This window comes from Mycobacterium sp. Root265 (genome assembly GCF_001428895.1).
Classification (GTDB): domain Bacteria; phylum Actinomycetota; class Actinomycetes; order Mycobacteriales; family Mycobacteriaceae; genus Mycobacterium.
Genome location: NZ_LMJA01000030.1, coordinates 539,302 through 560,097, shown reverse-complemented (window position 1 = coordinate 560,097; position 20,796 = coordinate 539,302). Strand labels below are relative to the sequence as shown.

The following is a 20,796-nucleotide window of genomic DNA, read 5'->3' as shown; positions in this document are numbered from 1 at the left end:
TGGTCCACCCCAATTGGATAAGTTCGCGCGTGCGGTGAGGCCGGCTGCTGGATCGCGTATGGTGCGCGTCTAATGTCTGGGCAAGCAAGAACTTAAAAGTGCAATTGTATCGAAATGAAATGGTGTCGATTAGAAGTCGCTCTCCGCTGTCCACGATCGTTCAGTAGTAGCCGGGTGAGACGCAGCCCTGACCGTGTCAAACTACATGCACACGGAGCGGTAGATTGTGCGAACATGTGTCGGTGACGGCATCAGACACCGGAGAACCTAGTGGCGGTGGCAATTTCACGAACACGTTAGCTGTAATCGCACTGGTTGCCTCCATAGCGAGTGTCATTTTCACAACGGTGTCCGATCTCGGTGACCTAGCGCTCTCGGGTAAAGGGCAGCTGGCCGACCGCTTCTCAAACACGGTCGAGCTGCTCAACTCGGATGGGACGGGAAAGCGACTTGGTGCAATCTATGCGTTGCAGCAGATTGCTAAGGAATCACCGGATTACCGTAACGCCGTGAAAAACGCATTGGCGGGTTTCGTCAGGGTAGATTCCCGCAAGCTAGGCCATGAATGCCGAAGGGTCGGCTTGGCCGAGAACCCTGATCTAGCTGCAGCCGTTGAGATTCTCGCGGATCAGAAACCAGAGAATTCAGGTGGATCGGCCGCAGGGGCAAACAAGTCGGACTCCGGGCGCTGGGCTAACAATGCGACAAGTTTCGTCGACCTTACTGGCGCTTGCCTTTATGCCAGAAATTTGGAGCGCAGTCGCCTAGACTACGCGCGGCTCAACGGTGCTGATCTTGGCGACTCTGCATTCGACAGCGCGAGCCTTCGGCACGCGAGACTCGGTGCAAGCGGCAGCGAGATACTAACCAACGGGTCTGACTACGTCGAGTACATCGATAGTATCGCCAAGGGAGGTCTAAACATCGCTGGTGCGAGTTTTCGCGACGCGAACCTAAGTGATTCAGATCTGAGCAGAATTTGGGTTCGGCGCAGCTGCGGTCCTCGACCGTCGCTGTGGTTCGATAACGCTGACCTCACTGACTCCACTATGTGGCAATCGGTAATACCGGACGCTGTGTTCGCTGGTACCACCATGGACGGCATGAAGATTACCGCCAGTTCTTTCGTGGGAGCGGAGTTCAACGCCGAAACGAGCATGCGCGATATCACGGTGGTCCAATGGATCAACTTCGAGCAGGCGGATCTGAGGGGAGTCGACCTTCGGGGACTAACCTTCGAGGACCCTCTCAGCGGTCAACCGTGGCCGAAGATCAACTTTCGGAACGCAAACTTGCGAGGAGCAGATCTTCGAGGCTTAAACCTCGTTGATGCAGAGTTCTCTGGAGCGGATCTCAGGGAGGCAAAGTTGGACCGCGATCAGCTTCACGGAGCGCGGTGGGACGGTTGGACGTTATGGCCAGACGAGGTCAGGCCGACAGTAGCGCCGACCGTCGTTCCGTCCCCTCTGCCGCCGCAGAAGCCCGACCTCCCTGCTGGCAATCCGCAACCTACGCCCCCGCCATCGCTCCCCGATCCGAAGGATCGGGTGACGATCGAGACTAGTCCAGATGGTGTCGTTCGAATCGATATCGCGCCGCCGTCCGCATCACGGCCCGGATCCGAAGGTGGGCCGAGTCCCGACTCGACGAATCAAATTTCTCCAACGGACGGCGCGGACCAGTATGACAATAATCTATACAGTTACCCCGGGTACTTTAATGACTATTACTACGGTGCAGGAAACTACAGTAATTACAATAGCCTAAACTATTTGAACAACGATCGGATCTTGAATCAATGCTGAAGCGAGAAGCGCTTGTCGGTATTGACGGTCGTCGTAATCTTGCGCTCGTTGCGGAAGCAGATCTTTGCCTTTTTCGAACAATTTGTACACTACTTCTGTCGACCCTGCTGGTTGCATGTGGCGCTTCCTCTCCTGCCGAACAGGTCGATGGCGGCAAGCAGGGTTATCCCGATACCGGCGAGTATTCGATCATTCCAATCCAAGGTCTAGGGGAGGCGAGAACGCGCGCACTAGGATCCTTGATCGAAAGTCATCGTTTGGCTGAATTCGTGCTCGGCCCCTGGGAGGTAAGTCCCGAATTCTCCCGTCTCGGACGACAAGTTATGGCGTTGGATGGCGGAAGCTCGGTAGACTCGGTGCTCCCATGGCCAGTCTCGGGGGCGGCCCTTAGGCACCAGTACCTGGCTGGGTTTACGAGCAGCAGGCGCGGCAACGCAGACGCGTTCCTTACGAATTCTGTTCTAGTATTTCCGGACTCGGGCCACGCGATTGATACCGTGCGCGAGCTTGTGGAGCTAGCCGCTAATGAACAAAGGTTGTCGGCCGCAGCTCCAATCGCCTCGCGGCCAGACGTGACAACTTATACTTGGAAGGGATATCCTGATTGCTGCTCGCCGGCGAGGGATTCGATACTTGCATTCATTGCGCGCGGCCGGTACCTCTTGATCCAAGAGGCATGGTCTCCAGGCGGTCCTGTGCCGGCGTCAGATCTAATCTCCAAAACCATCGACCTACAGTCGGATCTAATCGATCAGTTCACGCCAACCCCCGAAGACCAGCTCGCAAAACTTCGAGTCGATCCGACCGGTCTGCTGGCCCGGACGATACCTGTAAGCGCCGCACAGTCGTCGCCCACCGACCGTGCGGTTTATGGCCTGCGAGGCACTTTGCACTTCGAAAGGGACGCCACCAGGTCGGCCGAAACGTTCCGCAACGCACGTCTACGTCGCTCGGCCAGAGCAGCAACGGGGGTGTACGAAACGGAGACCGCAAGCGGCGCAGAACAAATCGCCCACTTCTTCTACGACGAAGCGTCTGCCAACGGAGTGCGACGCGGCGATGTAGCTAAGGTACCCGGCAGTTCGTGCGTGGGCTTTGGTAGTAGCTCAGCCGAGGATAACTTCTACTGTGTCGCACATGTAGGCCATTATGCAATCGACTCGTGGGGTGAGGAGAAGGATGCAAAGCAGCGACTCGCCGCGCAGTATCTTCTCCTGACGCCCACTTAGCGGACGAGTTGCAGGGCAGTCCCGGGCCGTCCTCGTCAAAGTGTGTGGCGGTGGCGGCTTTCGCTGCAACAGCAGTCGATATCAAGCTCGGAGCCTGTGTGGCCGGCAGCTCAGTGAAGTGCGTTTGGCGGGTGTACTCCCTGATTGATGCGCAGGTTTGCGAGTTATTGCCGCACTACGAAGTGGCTTGGTATGGGCAGTTAGACCGCGATCGCGGGATCTGGCGACCAGCCGATCCGCTGCACTGGTCGGCGAGTTTCCTCTGACGTCGGGTCAAGCTGGATCGTGATGAGCTCGTCCCCCTCGAAGGCCGGGCTCAGTTCAAGCGCGAGATACTCGAAAAGCTCCCGCTCGTGAACGGCGATAATTACCTGGCGGCCATGCTGCTTTGCTAGCACTCTAACCAACCCGGCGAACTGTGCGACGTGAACTTCGTCCATCGATTGGACTGGGTCGTCGAAGACGAGGCAGGGGATGAGCGGTTCGACGGCGAGGTGCAGGGCTATGAACAAGGACAGCGCCGCCGTGTTCAGGTTTCCTGCACTAAGCATGAGTTGCGGCGACCCGCCGACCATCCCGGATCTGTGAACCGTTTCCAATGTCAGCGCTAGGGATGACTTCGACGTCGTCGGAATTCCGAAGGCAGGAATGAAGTCCTCGCGCGGTGCAAGCCGCGTAAAAACGCTCTGCCATACGTCATTTAGTGACCGAGTGAAAACGCGGTGAACAATCTCCGTCCGCGCCAACGAGGCAGCCTGCTGTACTTCTTTCGCGATGGATTGCCGGCGCTTTGCTTCCTGAACCCTCGCTTCCAGTGTTGCCTTTCGTACTGCAGCGGCTGCGACCGCATCCTTGAGTTCGGCAACCCGGGCGGACTCGCGTTGGACGTGCCGCAACCTCTGTTCGGCTGCGATGTGAGCTGCCTCAAGCGTCTCGGTGGCGACTGCTCGCTCTCGGGCGGTCCTTGCAAGTCTGCGCCAACCATCTTGCAGCGTTTCGTCCAGCAGGGGACCACTGACGCCGAGTTGGTCGGCAAGGTCCTGGAGATCCGCATGAACTGTGCTGGCTTCTTGAGCAACAAATTCGAGTTCTTGATATCTGGTTTCAGCAGCATCAAGCGCCGTCTCAAGCTTATGCATCGTGTCGATGAGCGGCTGGATAATTTCAACGCGCTCTCGAAGATTGGCGGCAGCCGCACGGCGTGTCCGAAGATCGCTGAGTCTTTCTTTGTCTAGAACACGCTGCCTAAGTTGCTCCAGATTTTGCGCTGAGCCTTGCGCCGCCTTCGACGCATTGTCGCGCTCAGCGCGCAACAACTGAAGTTGTCTCCCTTGGTTAGTCAGCTCTGTGATTTTGCGGTCGATGTGGATAGTGAGATGCGTGGTGGACACCTCGCCGAATGCCCGGTCGCACACGGGACAGACGTCGTCGGAGGCGTGCTCTCGAAGAGCCGCCAAACCCTCGGCCAACGATCCTGCCCGTTCCTGGGCGTCCGACAGACGGTCTTGAAGTTCGCGAAGTAGAGCGTGCTGTTGCGCGAGTTGCGTTTCCAATCTGTCGTTCTCGATTGCGAGTTCGCTCTGCTCAGTGAGGCGTTGGTCAATTACGGCGAGAGTCTCTGAGAGTGCGCTAGCGGTGTGCGATGAAGTCGGCACGTTGAGTCGTTCGAGATCGGCATGCAAATCATCGATGGCTGTGCCGTGGAGGCGGCGCCAATTCTCTAAGACGACAGACGCTTCGGTGACACCGTCTCGCGCCCCGTTCAGATCGACAGTTGAAGGCCGGATCGACCAGCTCTCGATACGACCGCCCAGCGAGCTAACTGAATCACGCAGCGCCGCAGCATCTGAACGTTCCCTTTCGGGTCGTGTCGCCTGCAGTAAGGTTCTCGCCTCGCTATAGGCGTCGCCAAAGTCCGTTTGGTTGTGACCCAGGGCGCGCATCGCTTCAACGAGTCGATCTTGTGAAGTCGTCAAATCGTCCCTCGCGGTACTGAGCTTTTCGGTAAGCTCCGTCAGCTCAGACGCAGCATCGCGCGCATCAGCATCAGTGTTCGCGAGATCATCTGAAAGCTTCTTCAGCCGACGAATGTCGTCTGCGTCGGCCAATCCGAAACGAAGCGCATCGAGTTGCTCAAGTCCCAGAAGTTCGTTGACGAAGCGGGCGAGGGCCGACTCCTCTTTGCCTTCGCGGTACTGATAGAGGTCGAGTAGTTGCCCTAACGAGACTTGGTCAAGATAGCACCGCTCAGTGTAGAACTGGGCCTCGTTTCGATTGAGCGCTGGCGCGCCTTCGATGTGACTGCCGCCCACTGTCATTCGGCCGCTCGCGCCCGGCCTGGCGAGACGGTCCGAAACCTCGACGCTGAGCGTTGCAAACTCACTTCCATGTGACGGGAGGTGAGCGGTGTATCGCGGGTCGTGTCGGCGCATACTGCGAATCTCGCCAGTCAGGGCGAGTTCCAACGCTGACAGCAAGCTTGTCTTTCCTGCGCCGTTATGACCGTGCAGCAACACTATTGGCGCGTCGAGTGGCAGAGTTCGCGTGCCATTGAGGCGGCGAAAGTCGGAAATCGAGATGGATTTCAGGGGGACGTCAGTCACTATTTGGTCCCCTCAAAAGACTGGCCGGTTGCTGCTTCATCGATAAATCGACGTAGTCGTTCTTGTACCGCATTGGGTCCAATTTGGGCCGCATCAATAAACTGCTTGTGCTCATCCGATAGTGAGCTGCCCAATTTCCGTGCGACGACAGTGAGCGGTGGCTCTCCAGATGACGTCCTATCCGGGAGCGTTAGAGGTAGCAGTACTGCGATTGCGCGGCGGATCTCGTGAACGTCGGGCGATGCGCTGGCGATGGTCAGTACACGGGCATGCATTTCGAGGCTTGCCATCGGTTGTGTGTTGGCGTTCAATCCGAGAAGGATCAGGGTGACCGGACGGCGGGAACGCACTTGGTCTAGCGTGCGACTGAGCGCAGATAGCAGTCGTGCAATATGTGGTGCGGGCGTCTCGTTGGTTGCGACAACCACTAGGTCGTTTGACGTGCGTGTGCCCTTGACCGCGGCGTCGAAAGCGAAACTGGCTCCAGCCACCATGAGTGGCTTGGGTAGGCGTTCGAAATCGGCGTCGGTGAGCACTTCAAGTACGGACTCGATAGCAGTCACGCTCAAAGCGCACCTACTAGCGCGAAGGAGTCGAAAAGATTTTCGGCACAAGAGGCTTCGGCGCACAGCGATTCGACATCGATCTGGCGGGCGCCGCCGTTGCCGGTGCGGCCGTAGCGCGTCCGCGGGGAACGGGCCGCCGGCGCACGAATTGCTTCCGCGTGTGCGACAACCACTTCGGGATCGTCAAGATCGATAATTCCGGCGAGTTGAAGGTCAGATAGAACCCGCATGTCGCGCGCTATGAAGACTTTGGAGCAGCGTCCGCCTGTTCGCACTCGAACGACGCCGTCACCTGGTTGCTTGATATTCCCGATTTCAATTGACCATCGACCGTTAGCGGCCCCGCGCGCGAGAAGCGCGTAGGACACGGCAAACCGCCCCAAGGCCGCGCTTGGATAGTCGGGATCCTCTGTAGCGTCCGCTATTGGACTGGAAGAAAGGGCTAGATACGGGGCGGCGTTGGGAACCTCGCCTCTGCGAAAAACCCACAGAGCGAGTGTGATGATCGATACTAGAGCTTCCATAAAGCTTCGGTCAGCAGGATTGCCGTTCTGGCCAACAAGGTTTCGAGCGTTTCGCACGTCCGCTCGAAGCAGATCAAGTTCGGGCCCAGGCATGGCGAGCTCCGTTACTTGACCGATCAGCATGCACAACTTGTCGGCGACGGTAAACAGTACAAGAGCTAGTAAGGCGGGTTTGGCGTAGGCGCCTAGTAGGGCGGACTCGCCGATCTCGTGACGGTTTGGGTGGTAGCTGTCGCCATAGGTCAACCTCATCACGAGCTTATGGTGCTGATGAAGATCATGTTCGGCGAACACGACGGCGGGCGGCGCCATCGGCCAGGTCCTGGGCAGATGTTGAACTGCTCTTTGAAGAAAGGTGTGGATGTTCGCGTCTTGTGCGGAGAGACCGACAATGAACGCAGGCTTAGCGGCGAATAGATACTGCAGCCGGTCTTTCATCATCTGGTGTTCTGGTTTTTCGGTCCATCCGGAAATCTGCGAGATGCGCGCGATTAAAAGGTCGCGGTACTCCGCTGGGTCGTTCGCGGCTCGAACCGCGCAGCCATGGAACTTGACGAGTTCGGCCTGCCTGTCCGGTGCGGTGAAATCTTCAGCTGCCACGATCACCTTCAGGTTGCGATTCGAGCCGCCCGCAAGACGTTCCATAGCTGCCTCTACGAGACCGTCCCAGTTTGTTGTGGGTGCCGACCGTACGACACCCTCCATCATCAGTATTGCAACACAGAGGTGCTCAACGTCGGGTTCAAGGTCGGGGGCGCCGTATGTTGTGGAAACGTCGAGACCAGTCCAAACGAGATAGTCCTCGGGTTCGCCCTCGACCTGAACGTCAAGTACATACGAGTACCGATCGACGAGACGGCTGACGATGTCGTCGAGGTTCGGCCATGAGCCAACTGCTGCGGCGAGATCGATGGAGTCTGCGTCTACCCCCGCAACCTGTAGGACTTCTTCAAGAGCCGTGGTGAACCGGCATACGGGATCTGTGGAGTCGCTTTTTGACTGCAGAAAATCCAGCATGCGTTCAAGTAAGGCCGGCACGTTGAGAACGACGTCCCGCGAGATTCCCGATCCGAGCCATAGCACGTAATCACCTCGAGCGAACGCCGAGGCGACGTCGGCAAACTCATCGTCGAAGCAGTCCAGGACTTCTGAAACGGTGTTTCGTGGTGTCGGTGTCACCGAGTTTGATCCCCCATGGAGTGATATTAGCTGCGCTATGCTTGCGTGGTCGCGGTACGTGAAAGGTCCCGCCTCCGGGGGAACTCCGAGATCCAGTCGTCAGCGAGATTCCACTCTGCCGGTACATCGAGGCTTCCGCCTTCGCCGGCAGCCGCCATCCCCCACCGACCGGCACGGCGGCCAGGTGCGCGCCGGGATTGGGATCTCATCGACTCCCGCGAATAGCGAGCCTTTCGGATCACGTCTGCCGGCGGTCGGCAGCCGACTGTGTACAGCTCGTCGCGGCTCGCGCGGGCTGAGCGGCTGTGATGGCAGTTTCCGCAGGCCGGACCTACCGACCGATGTCGCAGGTGCATTCGATCACCTTCATCGCTGCTACGGCAGGCCGCCCGAGGTGGGGTCCTCAACGGCGGCACGGTCGGCGCGGCGGTGCCTCCCCTCGTCATCCTCGGCCTCGGGATAGAGGCCCGACTCTCGGATGAGTTCATCCCAAGCGGCGGGCGAGCACTGCGTGAGACCGCGTCCCGGCGCTGCGAGGTAGTCCGAGCGCCTCGACCGTCATCGAATTCGTGCAGCTGCGAGCCCGGAGTCACTCTGGAGCAATAGCGACCACGCTGTCGACCTGGCGGCAAAAGTCCTTCTTCAGCGCACCGGGCACGCGTTTGGCTTTCGCGAGCTTCGCAATATCATCAGACAGGCCGAGAGTCTGTTCCTTCGCCCGTTGGTAGAAATTGCGGTGCCCGGTGCCCGGTGCCCGGTGGAACGGCGCGTGGCGCGTCCCATCGGACAGGTTCTGTTGCCACGGCCTATCAGCGGTCGCAATCAGCGGCAGGCTGTGGTCAAGCAAAAGTATTGCGACACCACCCCCAGGACAAATCACCTGATCTGTGAGTATCGCCAAAGGACCGTCCACGCCGCCGCCTATACCAACTGCAACCGGGGCATCTCGGGGCCAGCGACAACCGGCAGCCCACTGAATGCCAAAGCGGTCTGCGCTATTCGCATTGCTTCGTCGTCGAAGATACTGCGCGACGAAGTGATTCCGCACGGCTCGTGCCACGACCGCTCTGTACTCATCGCTGGAACTGATCGGTGACCGCATCCAGCCCAATCCGGCAATCCTGCACCACCGTACAGCTCTATTTTTTTCCAGTCGTGTGACAAAAATTGGCGCGCCACCTCTGTGACAAACCTGCAAAGGCGAAGCTACAGGCGGTGACGTAAGCCATCCAGTTTGAGAATCGACAGCCGCGTGGCCCCCGCGCCGGTCGTCGTTGTAGCTGTGGCGGTTCCTCCGGTGCGCTGTGGCTTCTCAAGTTTGATGTCCAATTCTCATTTTCGTCCCCCCAATTTTCCGGGACGGGTCGCGGCCGCCGGGATTCCGTCCTGATAGACGGCGGTACCCTCCGCTTATGTCGGTTCCCCACAACGGGTTATCAACTGTCGCGCGAGTTGTTGAGTGACTTCATCGTTTCGGATCGAGTTCATTTTTGAGTGCATGATCTCCGGACTCCGCTGGCGTACTTTGCGTGAGCCGCCATCTTTTCTAGCCAGAGGCAGCTTGGGGGAGCGATGGGCAGCGGTTACATCCGCACGGCCAGGGGTGTCGTGGGGGCGTCGTCGAGTTGCTGGTGTGCGGTGGCGTAATTCGTCGACATTTGATTTGAGCGAGAGTGACGGCCACGCGGCGTGTGGCCTTGCCGATCTGTGGTTCTGTGGGGCAACGTATTTCGTCCATGATGGGATTCGGCAATGCCGAGGTCCTGGTTGTGTGTGATGGTCTTGTGCGGTTCGTCGGTAAGGCGAACTTCTCTGAGCCCGATGCGCTGTTGGAGGTTCTTCATCCATTCCGGTGCCCACCAGCATTCGTCGCCGAGCCATTTCATCAGGGCGGGGACGAGGAACATGCGGATAACGGTGGCGTCGAGGATCAGCGCGGTCAGTAGTCCGAAGGCCAGGTATTTGAGCATCACGAGTTCGGAGAAGACGAAGGCTCCGGCGACGACGACGAGGATGAGTGCAGCGGCGGTGATGAGGCGCCCGGTAGTGGCAGCGCCGATGCGGATGGATTCGGCGGTGGACATACCTTGTGCTCGTGCTTCGATCATGCGGGATACGAGGAACACTTCATAGTCGGTGCACAGCCCGTAAATGATGGCGATGACCAGGCCCAGGACGGGGGCGCTGAGTGGCTGTGGGGTGAAGTTGAGCCAGTCGGCGAACAGGCCGCCCACGAACATCGCGGTCAGGACGCCCATGGTGGCGCCGAGGGTCAGCACGCTCATAATGGCGGCCTTGATCGGCAGTACGAGCGACCCGAACGCCAAGAACATCAGCAGCGTGGTCGTCGTGATGAGGACCAGCAGCATCAGGGGTAGTTTATCGAAAAGTCCCTGGATGCTGTCGTATTCGAGTGCAGGAGTGCCGCCAACGCGGATTGTCACGCCGAGGGGCGGCGGTATGGCGCGAAGCGTGGTGATGTGTGTGGCGGCGTCGTTGCGGTTGGTCAGGCCGTTCTGAACGACGCGAACGTCCGGTGTTTGCGCGGCGCCGTCGAGGCGGGATCGTTCAGGCCATGCAGGCTAGGGGGCGCAGCGTGTGTCATCGACTTTGAGAATCGACACGAGCTGAGGCGACAACGTCGGACGCCTCGCGATTGTTGGACGCGAGGTCGGTGCATCTGCTGGTGCGTTAGCTGGAACATCGAGCTAGCAAACAATTCACGAGGAATGCTCAACGTGAGCGGTACTGGCCGAGAGTGGCCGTTAGCAGGAACGCCGAGCGCCTAAATCAAGATCGTCATACAGCTGACTGGCGGGAACCGTGAACAGTCGGCAAAGTTGTGCATGAGCCACTATCGTCTCCTTGTGCGGGTCGGCGCGCTGTACCCGGAGGTTGCTCCGTGGGCGAGTTGATCGGGCGTCGTGACGAATGCACGATCCTCGATCAACTCGTCGATGCCGTGCGCTCCGGTGAAAGTCGCGCGTTGGCGATACGCGGGGAAGCGGGTGTCGGCAAAACAGCGCTTCTGGACTACCTCGGCGTCAGCACTGAAATCCGTATCGCGCGGACCGCCGGCGTTCAATCGGAAATGGAGCTGGCCTTCGCCGGAGTGCATCAGCTGTGCTTTCCCATGCTGGATCATCTCGACGAATTGCCGTTACCGCAGCAGGGAGCGCTGCGCACGGCGCTCGGCGTGACGGAAGGACCGCCGCCGGATCGCTTCCTGGTGGGACTGGCGCTGCTGAACCTTCTTGCTGCCGTCGCAGCGGTTCAACCGCTCCTGTGCTTGATCGATGATCAACAATGGCTGGACAGCGCGTCCGCGCAAGTGCTGGAATTCGTCGCGCGCCGCTTGGGCACCGAAGCGGTCGGACTTGTGTTCGCGGCCCGGATTCCGAGCGATGCGGTAGCCGGCATCTCAGTACTCATGCTCAGAGGACTCCGAGCGGAGGACGCTCACGCCCTGCTCAACTCGGCGCTGAGCGCCCCTCTGGATCCGAAGGTCCTCGACCAGATCGTTGCAGAGACACGTGGGAATCCGTTGGCGTTGTTGGAGTTACCCCGAAGCCTCAGCCCTGACGAACTCGCAGGCGGATTCGCATTGCCTGGTGCGGTGCGCCCGTCGTCTGAGGTGGAGGAGATCTTCCGCTCGAGGATCGCGGTGTTGCCCGAGGCGACGCGCCGCCTACTATTGCTGGCCGCAGCTGACCCCACGGGCGATCTAGGGCTGATCTGGCGCGCAGCCAGCCGTCTCCACGTCGACCATGCGGCGGCAACACCCGCCATCGAAGCTGAGTTGTGCACCTTCACAACCAGGGTCAAGTTTCGCCACCCGCTCGTACGCTCGGCGGCATATCGTTTGGCTCCGCCGCACGACAGGCAACTCGTTCACCGGGCGCTCGCCGCATCGACCGATGCCGAACTGGATCCCGATCGACGGGCGTGGCATTACGCCACTGCTGCCACGGGCCCTGATGAGAACATTGCCGCTCAACTCGACCGCTCGGCCGATCGCGCGCAGGCCCGCGGCGGCATCGGAGCCGCGGCGACATTCCTCGAACGCGCCGCAAGCCTGTCCGTCGATCCAGCCCAACGTGCCGAGCGGGCACTGGCGGCTGCGTCGGCGAAAGTTAAGGCAGGGGCTTTTGACAGTGCACTCGACCTGCTGGCTATGGCGGAAACCGAACAACTCAGCGACCACCAACAGGCGAAGAATGACCTCGTGCGAGCGCAATTGGCATTCATCGCCAGTCGTGGCAGTACCGCACCACCGTTGCTGCTGAAGGCAGCGAGACGGCTTGAAGACATCGATACATCGCTTTGTCGTGACACCTACCTGGATGCGATTCTCGCGGCAATGTTTGCCGGCCGACTGGCACTCGGGGTCAACGTGATTGACGTAGCGCGCGCCGCACAATCAGCGCCGCGCGCATCCGTTGCCCGGAGGTTGCCAGACCTACTGCTTGATTGGCTCGTCGAGCACTTTGGTCACGGCTATGTGACCGCATTGCCTGCATTGCAGAGGGCCTTAACCGCCGTCGACAACCACACCACTGCTCCTATGGAATTGCGATGGATCTTTCTTGCATCGACCGCCGCTTATTTCGCCTGGGACGACGAGCGTTTGGAGATGCTGACCGTTCGCTTCCTTGAGCTGGCCCGCAGCGGTGGGGAACTGAGCGAAATTCCCATTGCGCTGAGTTCTCGCGCGATCGCGCTGCTGTTCCGCGGGGATCTCACCGGTGCTACGGCGGTGATTGACGAATTGCAGGTGGCGAAGGTGGCCACAGGTAGTAGCTTGGCGCCCTACGCGGAGGTGGCGCTGGCCGCGTTGAGCGGAGACAAGGACAAAGCTCTGGCGCTGATCGCAGCCACGGTGAACGAGGTGACTGCACGCGGCGAAGGAAACGGCATCACCGTTGCGTGGTGGGCAGAAGCACTGCTGTACAACGGGATCGGGGACTATCGGAAGGCGCTGCATGCGGCACAGCGTGCCGCTGATTTTCCGTTCGAACTCGGAGCGACGAACTGGGCTCCTGTAGAGCTGGTCGAAGCTGCCGCGCGCAGCGGGGCCGTGGAATTGGCGACAGATGCTGTGAGCCGGCTCGATTCGATGGCCACAGCCAGCGGCACCGACTGGGCTTTGGGGCTGGCGGCGCGATCGCGGGCACTCGTCTGCGACGGTGCCGATGCCGAAACGCTCCACCGCGAGTCCATCGAACGTCTTGGGCAGACGACCATGCGGGGAGAACTCGCGCGGTCTCATCTCGTCTACGGGGAGTGGCTGCGCCGCGAGCGCCGTCGCAGCGCCGCTCGCGCACAGCTGCGCACTGCCCACGACATGTTCGAGGCGATGGGCATGAACGGGTTCGCCGAGCGCGCCCGGGGCGAACTGAAAGCTACCGGTGTCAGCACCCAGGAGGGTAGCTCCTCTGCGGCAGCAGACCGGCAGCTCACCGCGCAGGAGGCGCAGGTGGCGCGATTGGCGGGTGATGGGTTGTCGAACTCGGAGATCGGTGCGCGGCTGTTCATCAGTGCCCGCACGGTGCAGTACCACCTGAGCAAGGTGTTCGCCAAGCTGGGTATCACGTCTCGCAGCCAACTCGACGGCGCGTTGCCTGCTGTGGCACAGAGCTAGGGCTCTCCGTGCCACACGACTGGCCAGTTGCACTGTTCACCGGCGGATGCGCAGTTCACGCCGTAGCCGCGATGATGAGGCCTGATCGACGCGTCCGCGATACCTTGCCGGCGTTCGACTTCGGCGCTTGCCAAGGAAGGACGATTACTGTGCCGCATCTGGCCGCCCCTATCAAGAAGGAATTCGGGGTCGGAGTTGCCTGGGATCAGCACTCCCGAACTGGTGTCTACTTCCCAGCCAGGCCACGCGTCAGGATGGCCGATAGTACGGCGGCTTCGCTGGTGTCGGGGTCCTTGGTGGCGGTGAGCAGGGTTAACGTCGCCTTTGAGGCCAGATCCTTCAGATGCGCCAGGGCGGCTGCGGGCTCCGGATCGTCCAACTCGGCGGTGTATCGCCGGCTGAATTCGTCGAACAGCTCGGGGGCGTGGTGATACCAGGTGCGCAACTCGGTCGATGGTGCGATCTGCTTGCACCACTCGTCGAGGTGCGCTCGCTCTTTGCTCACACCCCGTGGCCACAGCCGATCAACCAGCACCCGGGCGCCGTCATCGGGCATCGGAGCATCGTAGATGCGGCGCACCTGCACTCGTTGGTTCATGACACCTCGACGGTTGGCGTGGCCAGTAGGTCATCGCAGCGTAGTTCGACCAGGACGGGCTGCCTAGACCGAGCTCTTCACCGATATGGGAGGCAAACACGATGACCGGTCAACAAGGTTCTCTGGGTGATGAATTGGGACGCGGTGCGCCGGGCAGCCCGGCGGTGGGGCGGGGCCCAAATCTGGGAGGTGCGTTCTCTCAAGAGGACGATCGCGCCCCGTCAGCAGGGTGGGGGGCGGCGCGCAGCGTTGGCAGGGTTCTCGCCGAGGGCCGAGCACCGATCAGGGGACCGCACGCCGTGCTGAAGATGAACCACGAAAATGGGGGTTTCGACTGCCCCGGGTGTGCCTGGCCCGATGACCGCAACGGCCTGCATCTGGACATCTGCGAGAACGGCATCAAACACGTCACCTGGGAGATGACCCGCAAGAGGGTCGATCGTGCATTCTTCGCCTCACACACGGTCACCGAGCTGACCGGATGGAGCGATTTTGCGCTGGAGGATCAGGGGCGACTGACCGAACCGATGAGTTACGACCCAGCAAGCGACACCTACCTACCCATCACGTGGAGTGAGGCATTCGCTCTGGTCGGATCGACGCTGCGCGAACTGGACAGTCCCCATCAGGCGTCGTTCTATACCTCGGGCCGGCTGTCCAACGAAGCCACCTTCCTGTACCAGCTGTGGGTACGCGAGTTCGGCACCAACAACCTGCCCGACTGCTCGAACATGTGCCATGAGGCCTCCGGCCGTGCCCTACAGGCGGCAATCGGCACCGGCAAGGGCACTTGCGATATCGATGATTGGGATCAGGCAGACCTCCTGATCGTGATGGCGGTCAATGCGGCCTCCAACGCGCCGCGGATGTTGACGGCGTTGGCCGAGGCGCACCGCCGTGGCGCGCAGATCGTGCACGTGAATCCACTGATCGAGGCGGCGTCGCGACGCACAATTGTCCCGCACGAATTCGCCACGATGGCAACATTTCACGCGACCAAGACCGGCACGATGAACGTGCAGCCACGCATCGCCGGCGATCTCGCACTGCTGCGCGGCGTGGCCAAAGCGGTACTGGAACGCGCCGCCACTGATCCTCATGCCATCGATCAGCAGTTCATCCGAAATCACACCGCGTATTTCGAGTCCTACTGCGACCACATCTCGGCCACACCGTGGAACCACCTCGTCGAGCAGTCCGGCGTATCCGAACATGAGATCCGCGACCTCGCCCATCGATATCTTGCTGCCAGTCGGACGGTGATCAGCTGGTGTTTGGGCCTCACCCAACAAGAGCACGGCGTCGACACCATCCGCGAGATCGTCAATCTTCTTCTGTTGCGCGGCAACATCGGTCGCGAGGGTGCCGGACCCTCACCGATACGTGGGCACAGCAATGTGCAGGGTAACCGCACCTGTGGTATCGATAACCATCCGCCGGCCGCGTTCCTGGATCGCCTCGACGAGGTATGCGGTATCTCGTCGCCCCGCGAGGATGGTCTCGACACGGTGGCCACCATCGAGGCCATGCGCGTCGGCGAGGTCAAAGTGTTCGTCAGCATGGGCGGTAACTTCGCCATGGCGGCACCGGACACCGAGGCCACCTTCGAAGCCTTGCGCAATACCGACCTCACCGTGCAGGTGAGCACGAAACTCAACCGCAGTCACCTCGTTCATGGCCGCGCGGCTCTGATCCTGCCGTGTCTGGGCCGGACCGAGAAGGACATCGCGGCCAGCGGCGAGCAAGGGGTCAGCGTCGAGGACTCGATGAGCATGGTGCATTTGTCTCACGGCATGCGTAAGCCGGCATCACCACACCTGTTGTCCGAGTGCGCCATCCTCGCTGGGATGGCACGCGCCACCCTCCCCGACTCGATGACCCCGTGGGAGTCCTACGTCGAGGACTATGACCGCATTCGCGACACCATGGCAGCGGTACTGGACGGGTTCGAGGACTTCAACCGGCGGGTGCGCATGCCGCTGGGCTTCCGCATCCGCCAACCCGCCAGGGAGCGGGTCTTTCTCACCGAATCCGGTCGGGCTGAGTTCTGGGCGTCACCGCTGCCCGACGTGGTTCCGCCGGCCGGAAAGCTCATGCTCTCGACGGTGCGCTCCCACGATCAGTGGAACACCACCGTCTACTCCGATAACGACCGCTACCGCGGTGTGAAGAATCTGCGCACGCTGTTGTTCATGAACCGTGCCGACATGACGGAGCGAGGGCTCGCGGAGTTCGACCTCATCGACATTACCAGTTTCGCCCGCGATGGCAGCACCCGCACCGTGTGGGGATATCGGGCGATCGCCTACGACATCCCGGCCGGCAGTGTCAGCGGCTACATGCCGGAGTTGAACGTCCTGTGCGGAATCGGTGATTTCAGCACCCAGAGCGATCAGCCGCTGATGAAACATCAGATCGTCTCCGTCGCGCCGGCGGCGACCGCAGCCGATCCGCAACACAGCACAGCGGGGCAGCCGTGAGGATCCTCTGCGGGCCTGCGCGAGGGGCGCTGGCCGGCGCGATCGGCACGGCAGCCATGGACACCCTCTGGTACTACCGGTACCGACGCGGAGGCGGCAAGAGCGGATTCCTCGACTGGGAGACCTCGGCGGGCCTACACGGTTGGGAGGACGCGCCGGCGCCGGCCAAGTTCGGCAGGCTGGTGATCGACCGCGCACTGCACAGGAAACTGCCGGCGCAACGAGCACGGTTGACCAACAATGTCGTGCACTGGTCGACCGGTGTGGGGTGGGGTGCGGCGCTCGGGGCGGCAACAGGCGTTTTGGCGCGCCACCCTGCCTGCTACGGACTGGCCTTCGGTGCGGCGGTCTGGTTGCAGTCCTACGCCGTCCTGGCACCGGCGAAGCTCTACAAGCCGATCTGGGACTACGACGCGAAGACCCTCGGCAAGGATCTGAGCGCGCACCTGCTCTTCGGCGCCACGACCGCGGCCACGCTGACCCTGTGGGATCGCTCGCACGGTCGCCACGACACCTGCGACTAGCCGGTCGCACTGTCCGGTGGCAGATTCGCACGACCACCCCGCGCAGCGATGATGGTCGGACACCGAGGCGCTGATGACCGTCACTCCCTCGGTGTCCCGAATCGAGGGAGACCCGCAATGACCACATCGCCAAGCCATACTCCGCTGAACGGCAACGCTTCTGACGATCAGAGCATGGTCTTCACGATCCGTGGGGAACTGGGTGCCACCGTGCTCGGTCCCGACAACGTGGCGATCGGCCGGCAGAACCCGGGCGCTCCGAGTACCGACTCGGGCAGCATGCCCAATCTGAAGTTCTCCTTCTCAGCCGCACACAACCGGTTGCTTCCCGGCGGCTGGGCACGCGAGGTCACCGCGCGGGACCTGCCGGTGGCCACCACCCTGGCCGGGGTCAACATGCGGCTCAAGGCCGGGGCCTACCGCGAATTGCACTGGCACCGTGAAGCCGAGTGGGCATTCATGTTGTCGGGAAGCGCTCGCATCGCCGCCATGGACCAGCAGGGCCGCAACTACATCGACGACGTGGGCCGCGGCGACCTGTGGAACTTCCGCTCCGGCTTTCCGCATTCGATACAGGCACTAGAGGATTGCGAGTTCCTGCTGGTGTTCGACGACGGCAACTTCTCCGAGAACGAAACCTTCCTGGTCACCGACTGGTTCGCCCACACACCAAAGCGTGTGCTGGCCAAGAACTTCGCCGTGCCCGAATCGGCGTTCGACGACATCCCTGCCGCAGGCGACATCGAGCACAGTCGCTACATCTTCCCCGGCGAGGTTCCCGGGACTCTGGTCGCCGATATCGAAGCAACCCAGTCCCCGGCGGGCACAGCCGAACGCATGACCCATCGAATGCTGGCCCAAGACCCCATCGAGGTCCCCGGCGGCAGCGTCCGCATCACCGACTCCAACAACTTCCCGTCGGCCTCCACCATCGCCGCCGCATGGGTCGAGCTGCAGCCGGGTGCGCTGCGCGAAATGCACTGGCACCCCAACAATGACGAGTGGCAGTACTGGCTGTCCGGGCACGCCCGGATGACGGTATTCGGGTCCAGCGGCAAGGCCAGAACGTTCGACTTCTATCCCGGCGATGTCGGCTACGTCCCACGCGCGATGGGCCACTACTTCGAATGCGTCGGTGACGAGCCCGTGCAGATGCTCGAACTGTTCCGCAGCGACCACTTCGAGGACTTCTCGGCCAACCAATGGCTGGGCTTGACGCCGCAATCGGTAGTCGCCGCCACCCTGAACCTCGACGCTTCCACCGTCGCTGCTATGCGCAAGGACAAGCCCCTATTGATGCCCGACCGGCCCTGAGGAGTCGCTATGCCCACGATCACCACCACCGATAACGTGGAAATCTTCTACAAGGACTGGGGTTCGGGTCAACCGATCGTCCTCAGCCACGGCTGGCCACTGTGTTCTGATGACTGGGACAACCAGATGTTGTTCTTCCTGCGGCACGGATACCGCGTCATCGCACACGACCGCCGCGGCCATGGACGCTCCAGCCAAGTCTCCGACGGCCACGACATGGACCACTACGCGGATGACCTGCTGGCAGTGGTCGAGCACCTGGACCTACATGACGCCATCCACATCGGACACTCCTGCGGTGGCGGCGAGGTGGTTCGCTATCTGGGCCGCCACGGTGAGCAGCGAGCCGCCAAGGCCGCGTTGATCTCAGCCGTGCCACCCCTGATGGTGCGGACCGACGACAACCCTGAAGGCCAGCCCAAATCCGTGTTCGATGACCTACAGGCTCAACTCGCGGCCAATCGTTCCGAGTTCTTCCGCGCAGTGCCATCGGGTCCGTTCTACAACTTCAATACGGCCGGCGTGCCCTCGTCAGAAGCTCTGATCGAGAACTGGTGGCGCCAGGGCATGATGGGCGGCGCCAAAGCTCACTACGACGAGATCGTCGCCTGGTCGCAGACCGACTTCACCGAAGACCTCAAGAAGATCACCATCCCGACGCTGGTGATGCACAGCGAAGACGACCAAGTCGTGCCGTATGTCGCGGCCGGCCCAAAATCCGCGGCGCTGCTCAAAAACGGTGCACTCAAAACCTATAAAGGCTTCCCGCACGGTATGCCCACCACACACGCCGACGTCATCAACGCGGACCTGCTCGCGTTCCTTCAATCCTGAACCCTCGGAGTCGACAATGACCACTTCTGCAAAGACCGCTTCGACCAACAAACCGCCGTTCAGTCACGAAAGCGCCACCGCGAAAGTCCGTGCCGGCGAGGACCTCTGGAATACCCGGACTCCGGAGCGGGTCGCACTGGGCTACACCCCGGACAGTTGGTGGCGCAACCGGTCCAGCTTCGTCCAAGGCCGGGACAACATCGTGGAGTTCCTGCACGCAAAATGGGCGCGCGAACTCGACTACCGATTGATCAAAGAACTCTGGGCATACGGCGACGATCGGATTGCAGTGCGCTTCGCCTACGAGTACCACGACAGCACCGGCCAGTGGTTCCGCGCCTACGGCAACGAGAACTGGGAGTTCGACGCCGACGGACTGATGAAGACCCGCCACGCCAGCATCAACGACATCACGATCACCGACGCCGAGCGGCTATTCCACTGGGACAGTGCCGGTCCACGACCCGCAGACCACCCCGGTCTGAGCGACCTCGGGCTATGAACGTGCCCACGATGCGCGCCGTCGGCGTCACCGAGTACGGCGGCCCCGACGTCCTCGCACTGGTGCAGATCCCGCGGCCCACCGCAGGCAACGGCCAGATCCGCACACGCGTACACGCCGCCACCGTCAATCCCGGAGACACGCTGCTGCGCCGCGGCGACCTCGACGAGCTACTGCGATCCGGCCCGCTGAGCCCGCCCTACATCCCGGGCATGGAAGCGGCAGGCATCGTCGACGACATCGGCCCAGACACCCAGACAGACCTGCGGGTGGGAGATCGCGTCATGACCATCGTGATGCCCATCGACGCCACCGGCGGCGCCTACGCCGAGTACCTGGTCGTCGACGCCGATCAGGTGACCCGCGCGCCGGCGGGTACGACTCATCCGGAGGCCGCCACGCTCCCGATGAACGGACTCACGGCACGGCGCGCCCTCGACGTACTACAGCTCCTCCCAGGACAGACAGTCGCGGTCACCGGTGCTGCCGGCGCCGTCGGCGGCTACGCCATCCAACTGGCGAAAGCCGACGGTCTTCGCGTGATCGCCGACGCCGCGCCGGCTGATGAAAACTTGGTGGCCGCACTCGGTGCCGACCAGATTGTTCCTCGCGGACCTGGTGTGGGACAACGTATCCGGCAATGGTGGCCCGACGGTGTCGATGCCGTGATCGATGGCTCGCTGCAGGGAGCAGACGTCGTGCCCGCCCTGCGCGACGGCGGGCAGATCGCCGCGGTGCGCATGTGGGAACTCGGGGGCGCAGCCCACCTCGGCCAAGACCGTGGAATCACGGTGCGCGACGTGTTCGTTCCCGAATACACCCACCGCAACGACAAGCTCAACGAGCTCAGAGTGCTGGCCGAGCAGGGCAAGCTCACCCTTCGAGTGGCCCGGACCTACCCGGCGGCCGAAGCGGCGCAGGCGCATCGCGCCTTGGAAGCCGGCGGGATCCGCGGACGACTCGTCCTGACCTTCGATTGATGAGAGGCCTCAGGCTG

General features: G+C 61.5%; 14 protein-coding genes and 1 pseudogene. 9 read left to right on the top strand and 6 right to left on the bottom strand.

Annotation, left to right across the window (positions count from 1 at the left end; all coding sequences use genetic code 11):
* Positions 1 to 242 precede the first annotated feature (242 nt).
* Both ASE48_RS32885 and ASE48_RS33900 read left to right on the top strand, forming a co-directional pair.
* A complete protein-coding gene (locus ASE48_RS32885) occupies positions 243 to 1,805 on the top strand; it encodes a pentapeptide repeat-containing protein (protein ID WP_162264269.1) in 1,563 nt (520 codons plus the stop codon).
* Positions 1,799 to 3,034: a DUF7373 family lipoprotein gene (locus ASE48_RS33900; RefSeq protein WP_442928758.1), complete on the top strand. Its 1,236-nt coding sequence runs from the start codon at positions 1,799 to 1,801 to the stop codon at positions 3,032 to 3,034. Before ASE48_RS32885 ends, ASE48_RS33900 begins: the two co-directional genes overlap by 7 nt.
* A gap of 200 nt (positions 3,035 to 3,234) precedes the next feature.
* Here ASE48_RS33900 and ASE48_RS25095 read toward each other — a convergent pair whose 3' ends face one another.
* From ASE48_RS25095 to ASE48_RS25080, 5 genes and pseudogenes are all read right to left on the bottom strand, one after another.
* A complete protein-coding gene (locus ASE48_RS25095; RefSeq protein ID WP_162264268.1) occupies positions 3,235 to 5,637 on the bottom strand; it encodes an AAA family ATPase in 2,403 nt (800 codons plus the stop codon).
* Complete coding sequence (locus ASE48_RS32880; RefSeq protein ID WP_156409355.1) at positions 5,637 to 6,200, bottom strand: hypothetical protein; 564 nt, start codon at positions 6,198 to 6,200, stop codon at positions 5,637 to 5,639. Before ASE48_RS32880 ends, ASE48_RS25095 begins: the two co-directional genes overlap by 1 nt.
* A 2-nt stretch (positions 6,201 to 6,202) precedes the next feature.
* Positions 6,203 to 7,906 carry an SIR2 family protein gene (locus ASE48_RS25090; protein ID WP_156409354.1) on the bottom strand — a complete coding sequence of 568 codons (1,704 nt, stop codon included), beginning with the start codon at positions 7,904 to 7,906 and terminating at the stop codon, positions 6,203 to 6,205.
* A 589-nt stretch (positions 7,907 to 8,495) separates the two neighbouring features.
* Positions 8,496 to 8,819, bottom strand: coding sequence for a hypothetical protein (locus tag ASE48_RS25085; protein ID WP_156409353.1), 324 nt, complete (start codon positions 8,817 to 8,819; stop codon positions 8,496 to 8,498).
* Positions 8,820 to 9,672: 853 nt separating this feature from the next.
* Positions 9,673 to 10,482, bottom strand: a pseudogene (locus tag ASE48_RS25080) (MMPL family transporter); the annotation flags it as partial.
* A gap of 326 nt (positions 10,483 to 10,808) precedes the next feature.
* On the opposite strand from ASE48_RS25080, the gene ASE48_RS25075 reads away from it, so the two are divergent.
* The gene (locus ASE48_RS25075) at positions 10,809 to 13,547 is read left to right on the top strand and encodes a helix-turn-helix transcriptional regulator (RefSeq protein ID WP_200962255.1); all 2,739 of its coding nucleotides are present in this window, start codon (positions 10,809 to 10,811) and stop codon (positions 13,545 to 13,547) included.
* 226 nt (positions 13,548 to 13,773) lie between these two features.
* Here ASE48_RS25075 and ASE48_RS25070 read toward each other — a convergent pair whose 3' ends face one another.
* Positions 13,774 to 14,145 carry a DUF488 domain-containing protein gene (locus ASE48_RS25070; protein WP_057169848.1) on the bottom strand — a complete coding sequence of 124 codons (372 nt, stop codon included), beginning with the start codon at positions 14,143 to 14,145 and terminating at the stop codon, positions 13,774 to 13,776.
* A 101-nt stretch (positions 14,146 to 14,246) separates the two neighbouring features.
* Here ASE48_RS25070 and ASE48_RS25065 point away from each other — a divergent pair, with 101 nt between their 5' ends.
* The 6 genes from ASE48_RS25065 to ASE48_RS25040 all read left to right on the top strand — a co-directional run bounded on the left by ASE48_RS25065 (position 14,247) and on the right by ASE48_RS25040 (position 20,779).
* Positions 14,247 to 16,625 (top strand): FdhF/YdeP family oxidoreductase, encoded by a 2,379-nt coding sequence (locus tag ASE48_RS25065; protein ID WP_156409352.1) that lies wholly within the window; start codon positions 14,247 to 14,249, stop codon positions 16,623 to 16,625.
* A complete protein-coding gene (locus tag ASE48_RS25060) occupies positions 16,622 to 17,149 on the top strand; it encodes a hypothetical protein (protein WP_156409351.1) in 528 nt (175 codons plus the stop codon). The genes ASE48_RS25065 and ASE48_RS25060 overlap by 4 nt, the downstream gene beginning before the upstream one ends.
* Before the next feature lie 117 nt (positions 17,150 to 17,266).
* Positions 17,267 to 18,463, top strand: coding sequence for a cupin domain-containing protein (locus tag ASE48_RS25055; protein ID WP_057169846.1), 1,197 nt, complete (start codon positions 17,267 to 17,269; stop codon positions 18,461 to 18,463).
* 9 nt (positions 18,464 to 18,472) lie between these two features.
* On the top strand, positions 18,473 to 19,297 hold the full coding sequence (locus tag ASE48_RS25050; protein WP_057169845.1) for an alpha/beta fold hydrolase: 825 nt from the start codon (positions 18,473 to 18,475) through the stop codon (positions 19,295 to 19,297).
* Positions 19,298 to 19,313: 16 nt separating this feature from the next.
* The gene (locus tag ASE48_RS25045) at positions 19,314 to 19,799 is read left to right on the top strand and encodes a nuclear transport factor 2 family protein (RefSeq protein WP_057169844.1); all 486 of its coding nucleotides are present in this window, start codon (positions 19,314 to 19,316) and stop codon (positions 19,797 to 19,799) included.
* Positions 19,800 to 19,810: 11 nt separating this feature from the next.
* Positions 19,811 to 20,779: an NADP-dependent oxidoreductase gene (locus ASE48_RS25040; RefSeq protein WP_057170026.1), complete on the top strand. Its 969-nt coding sequence runs from the start codon at positions 19,811 to 19,813 to the stop codon at positions 20,777 to 20,779.
* Positions 20,780 to 20,796: the final 17 nt, after the last annotated feature.

What these genes read in the sequence shown, in the direction of transcription:
- ASE48_RS33900 (WP_442928758.1), top strand. Translation starts at nt 1,799, where the DNA reads ATGCTGAAGCGAGAAGCGCTTGTCGGTATTGACGGTCGTCGTAATCTT.
- ASE48_RS25070 (WP_057169848.1), bottom strand. Translation starts at nt 14,145, where the DNA reads ATGAACCAACGAGTGCAGGTGCGCCGCATCTACGATGCTCCGATGCCC.
- ASE48_RS25065 (WP_156409352.1), top strand. Translation starts at nt 14,247, where the DNA reads ATGACCGGTCAACAAGGTTCTCTGGGTGATGAATTGGGACGCGGTGCG.
- ASE48_RS25055 (WP_057169846.1), top strand. Translation starts at nt 17,267, where the DNA reads ATGACCACATCGCCAAGCCATACTCCGCTGAACGGCAACGCTTCTGAC.
- ASE48_RS25050 (WP_057169845.1), top strand. Translation starts at nt 18,473, where the DNA reads ATGCCCACGATCACCACCACCGATAACGTGGAAATCTTCTACAAGGAC.
- ASE48_RS25045 (WP_057169844.1), top strand. Translation starts at nt 19,314, where the DNA reads ATGACCACTTCTGCAAAGACCGCTTCGACCAACAAACCGCCGTTCAGT.
- ASE48_RS25040 (WP_057170026.1), top strand. Translation starts at nt 19,811, where the DNA reads ATGCGCGCCGTCGGCGTCACCGAGTACGGCGGCCCCGACGTCCTCGCA.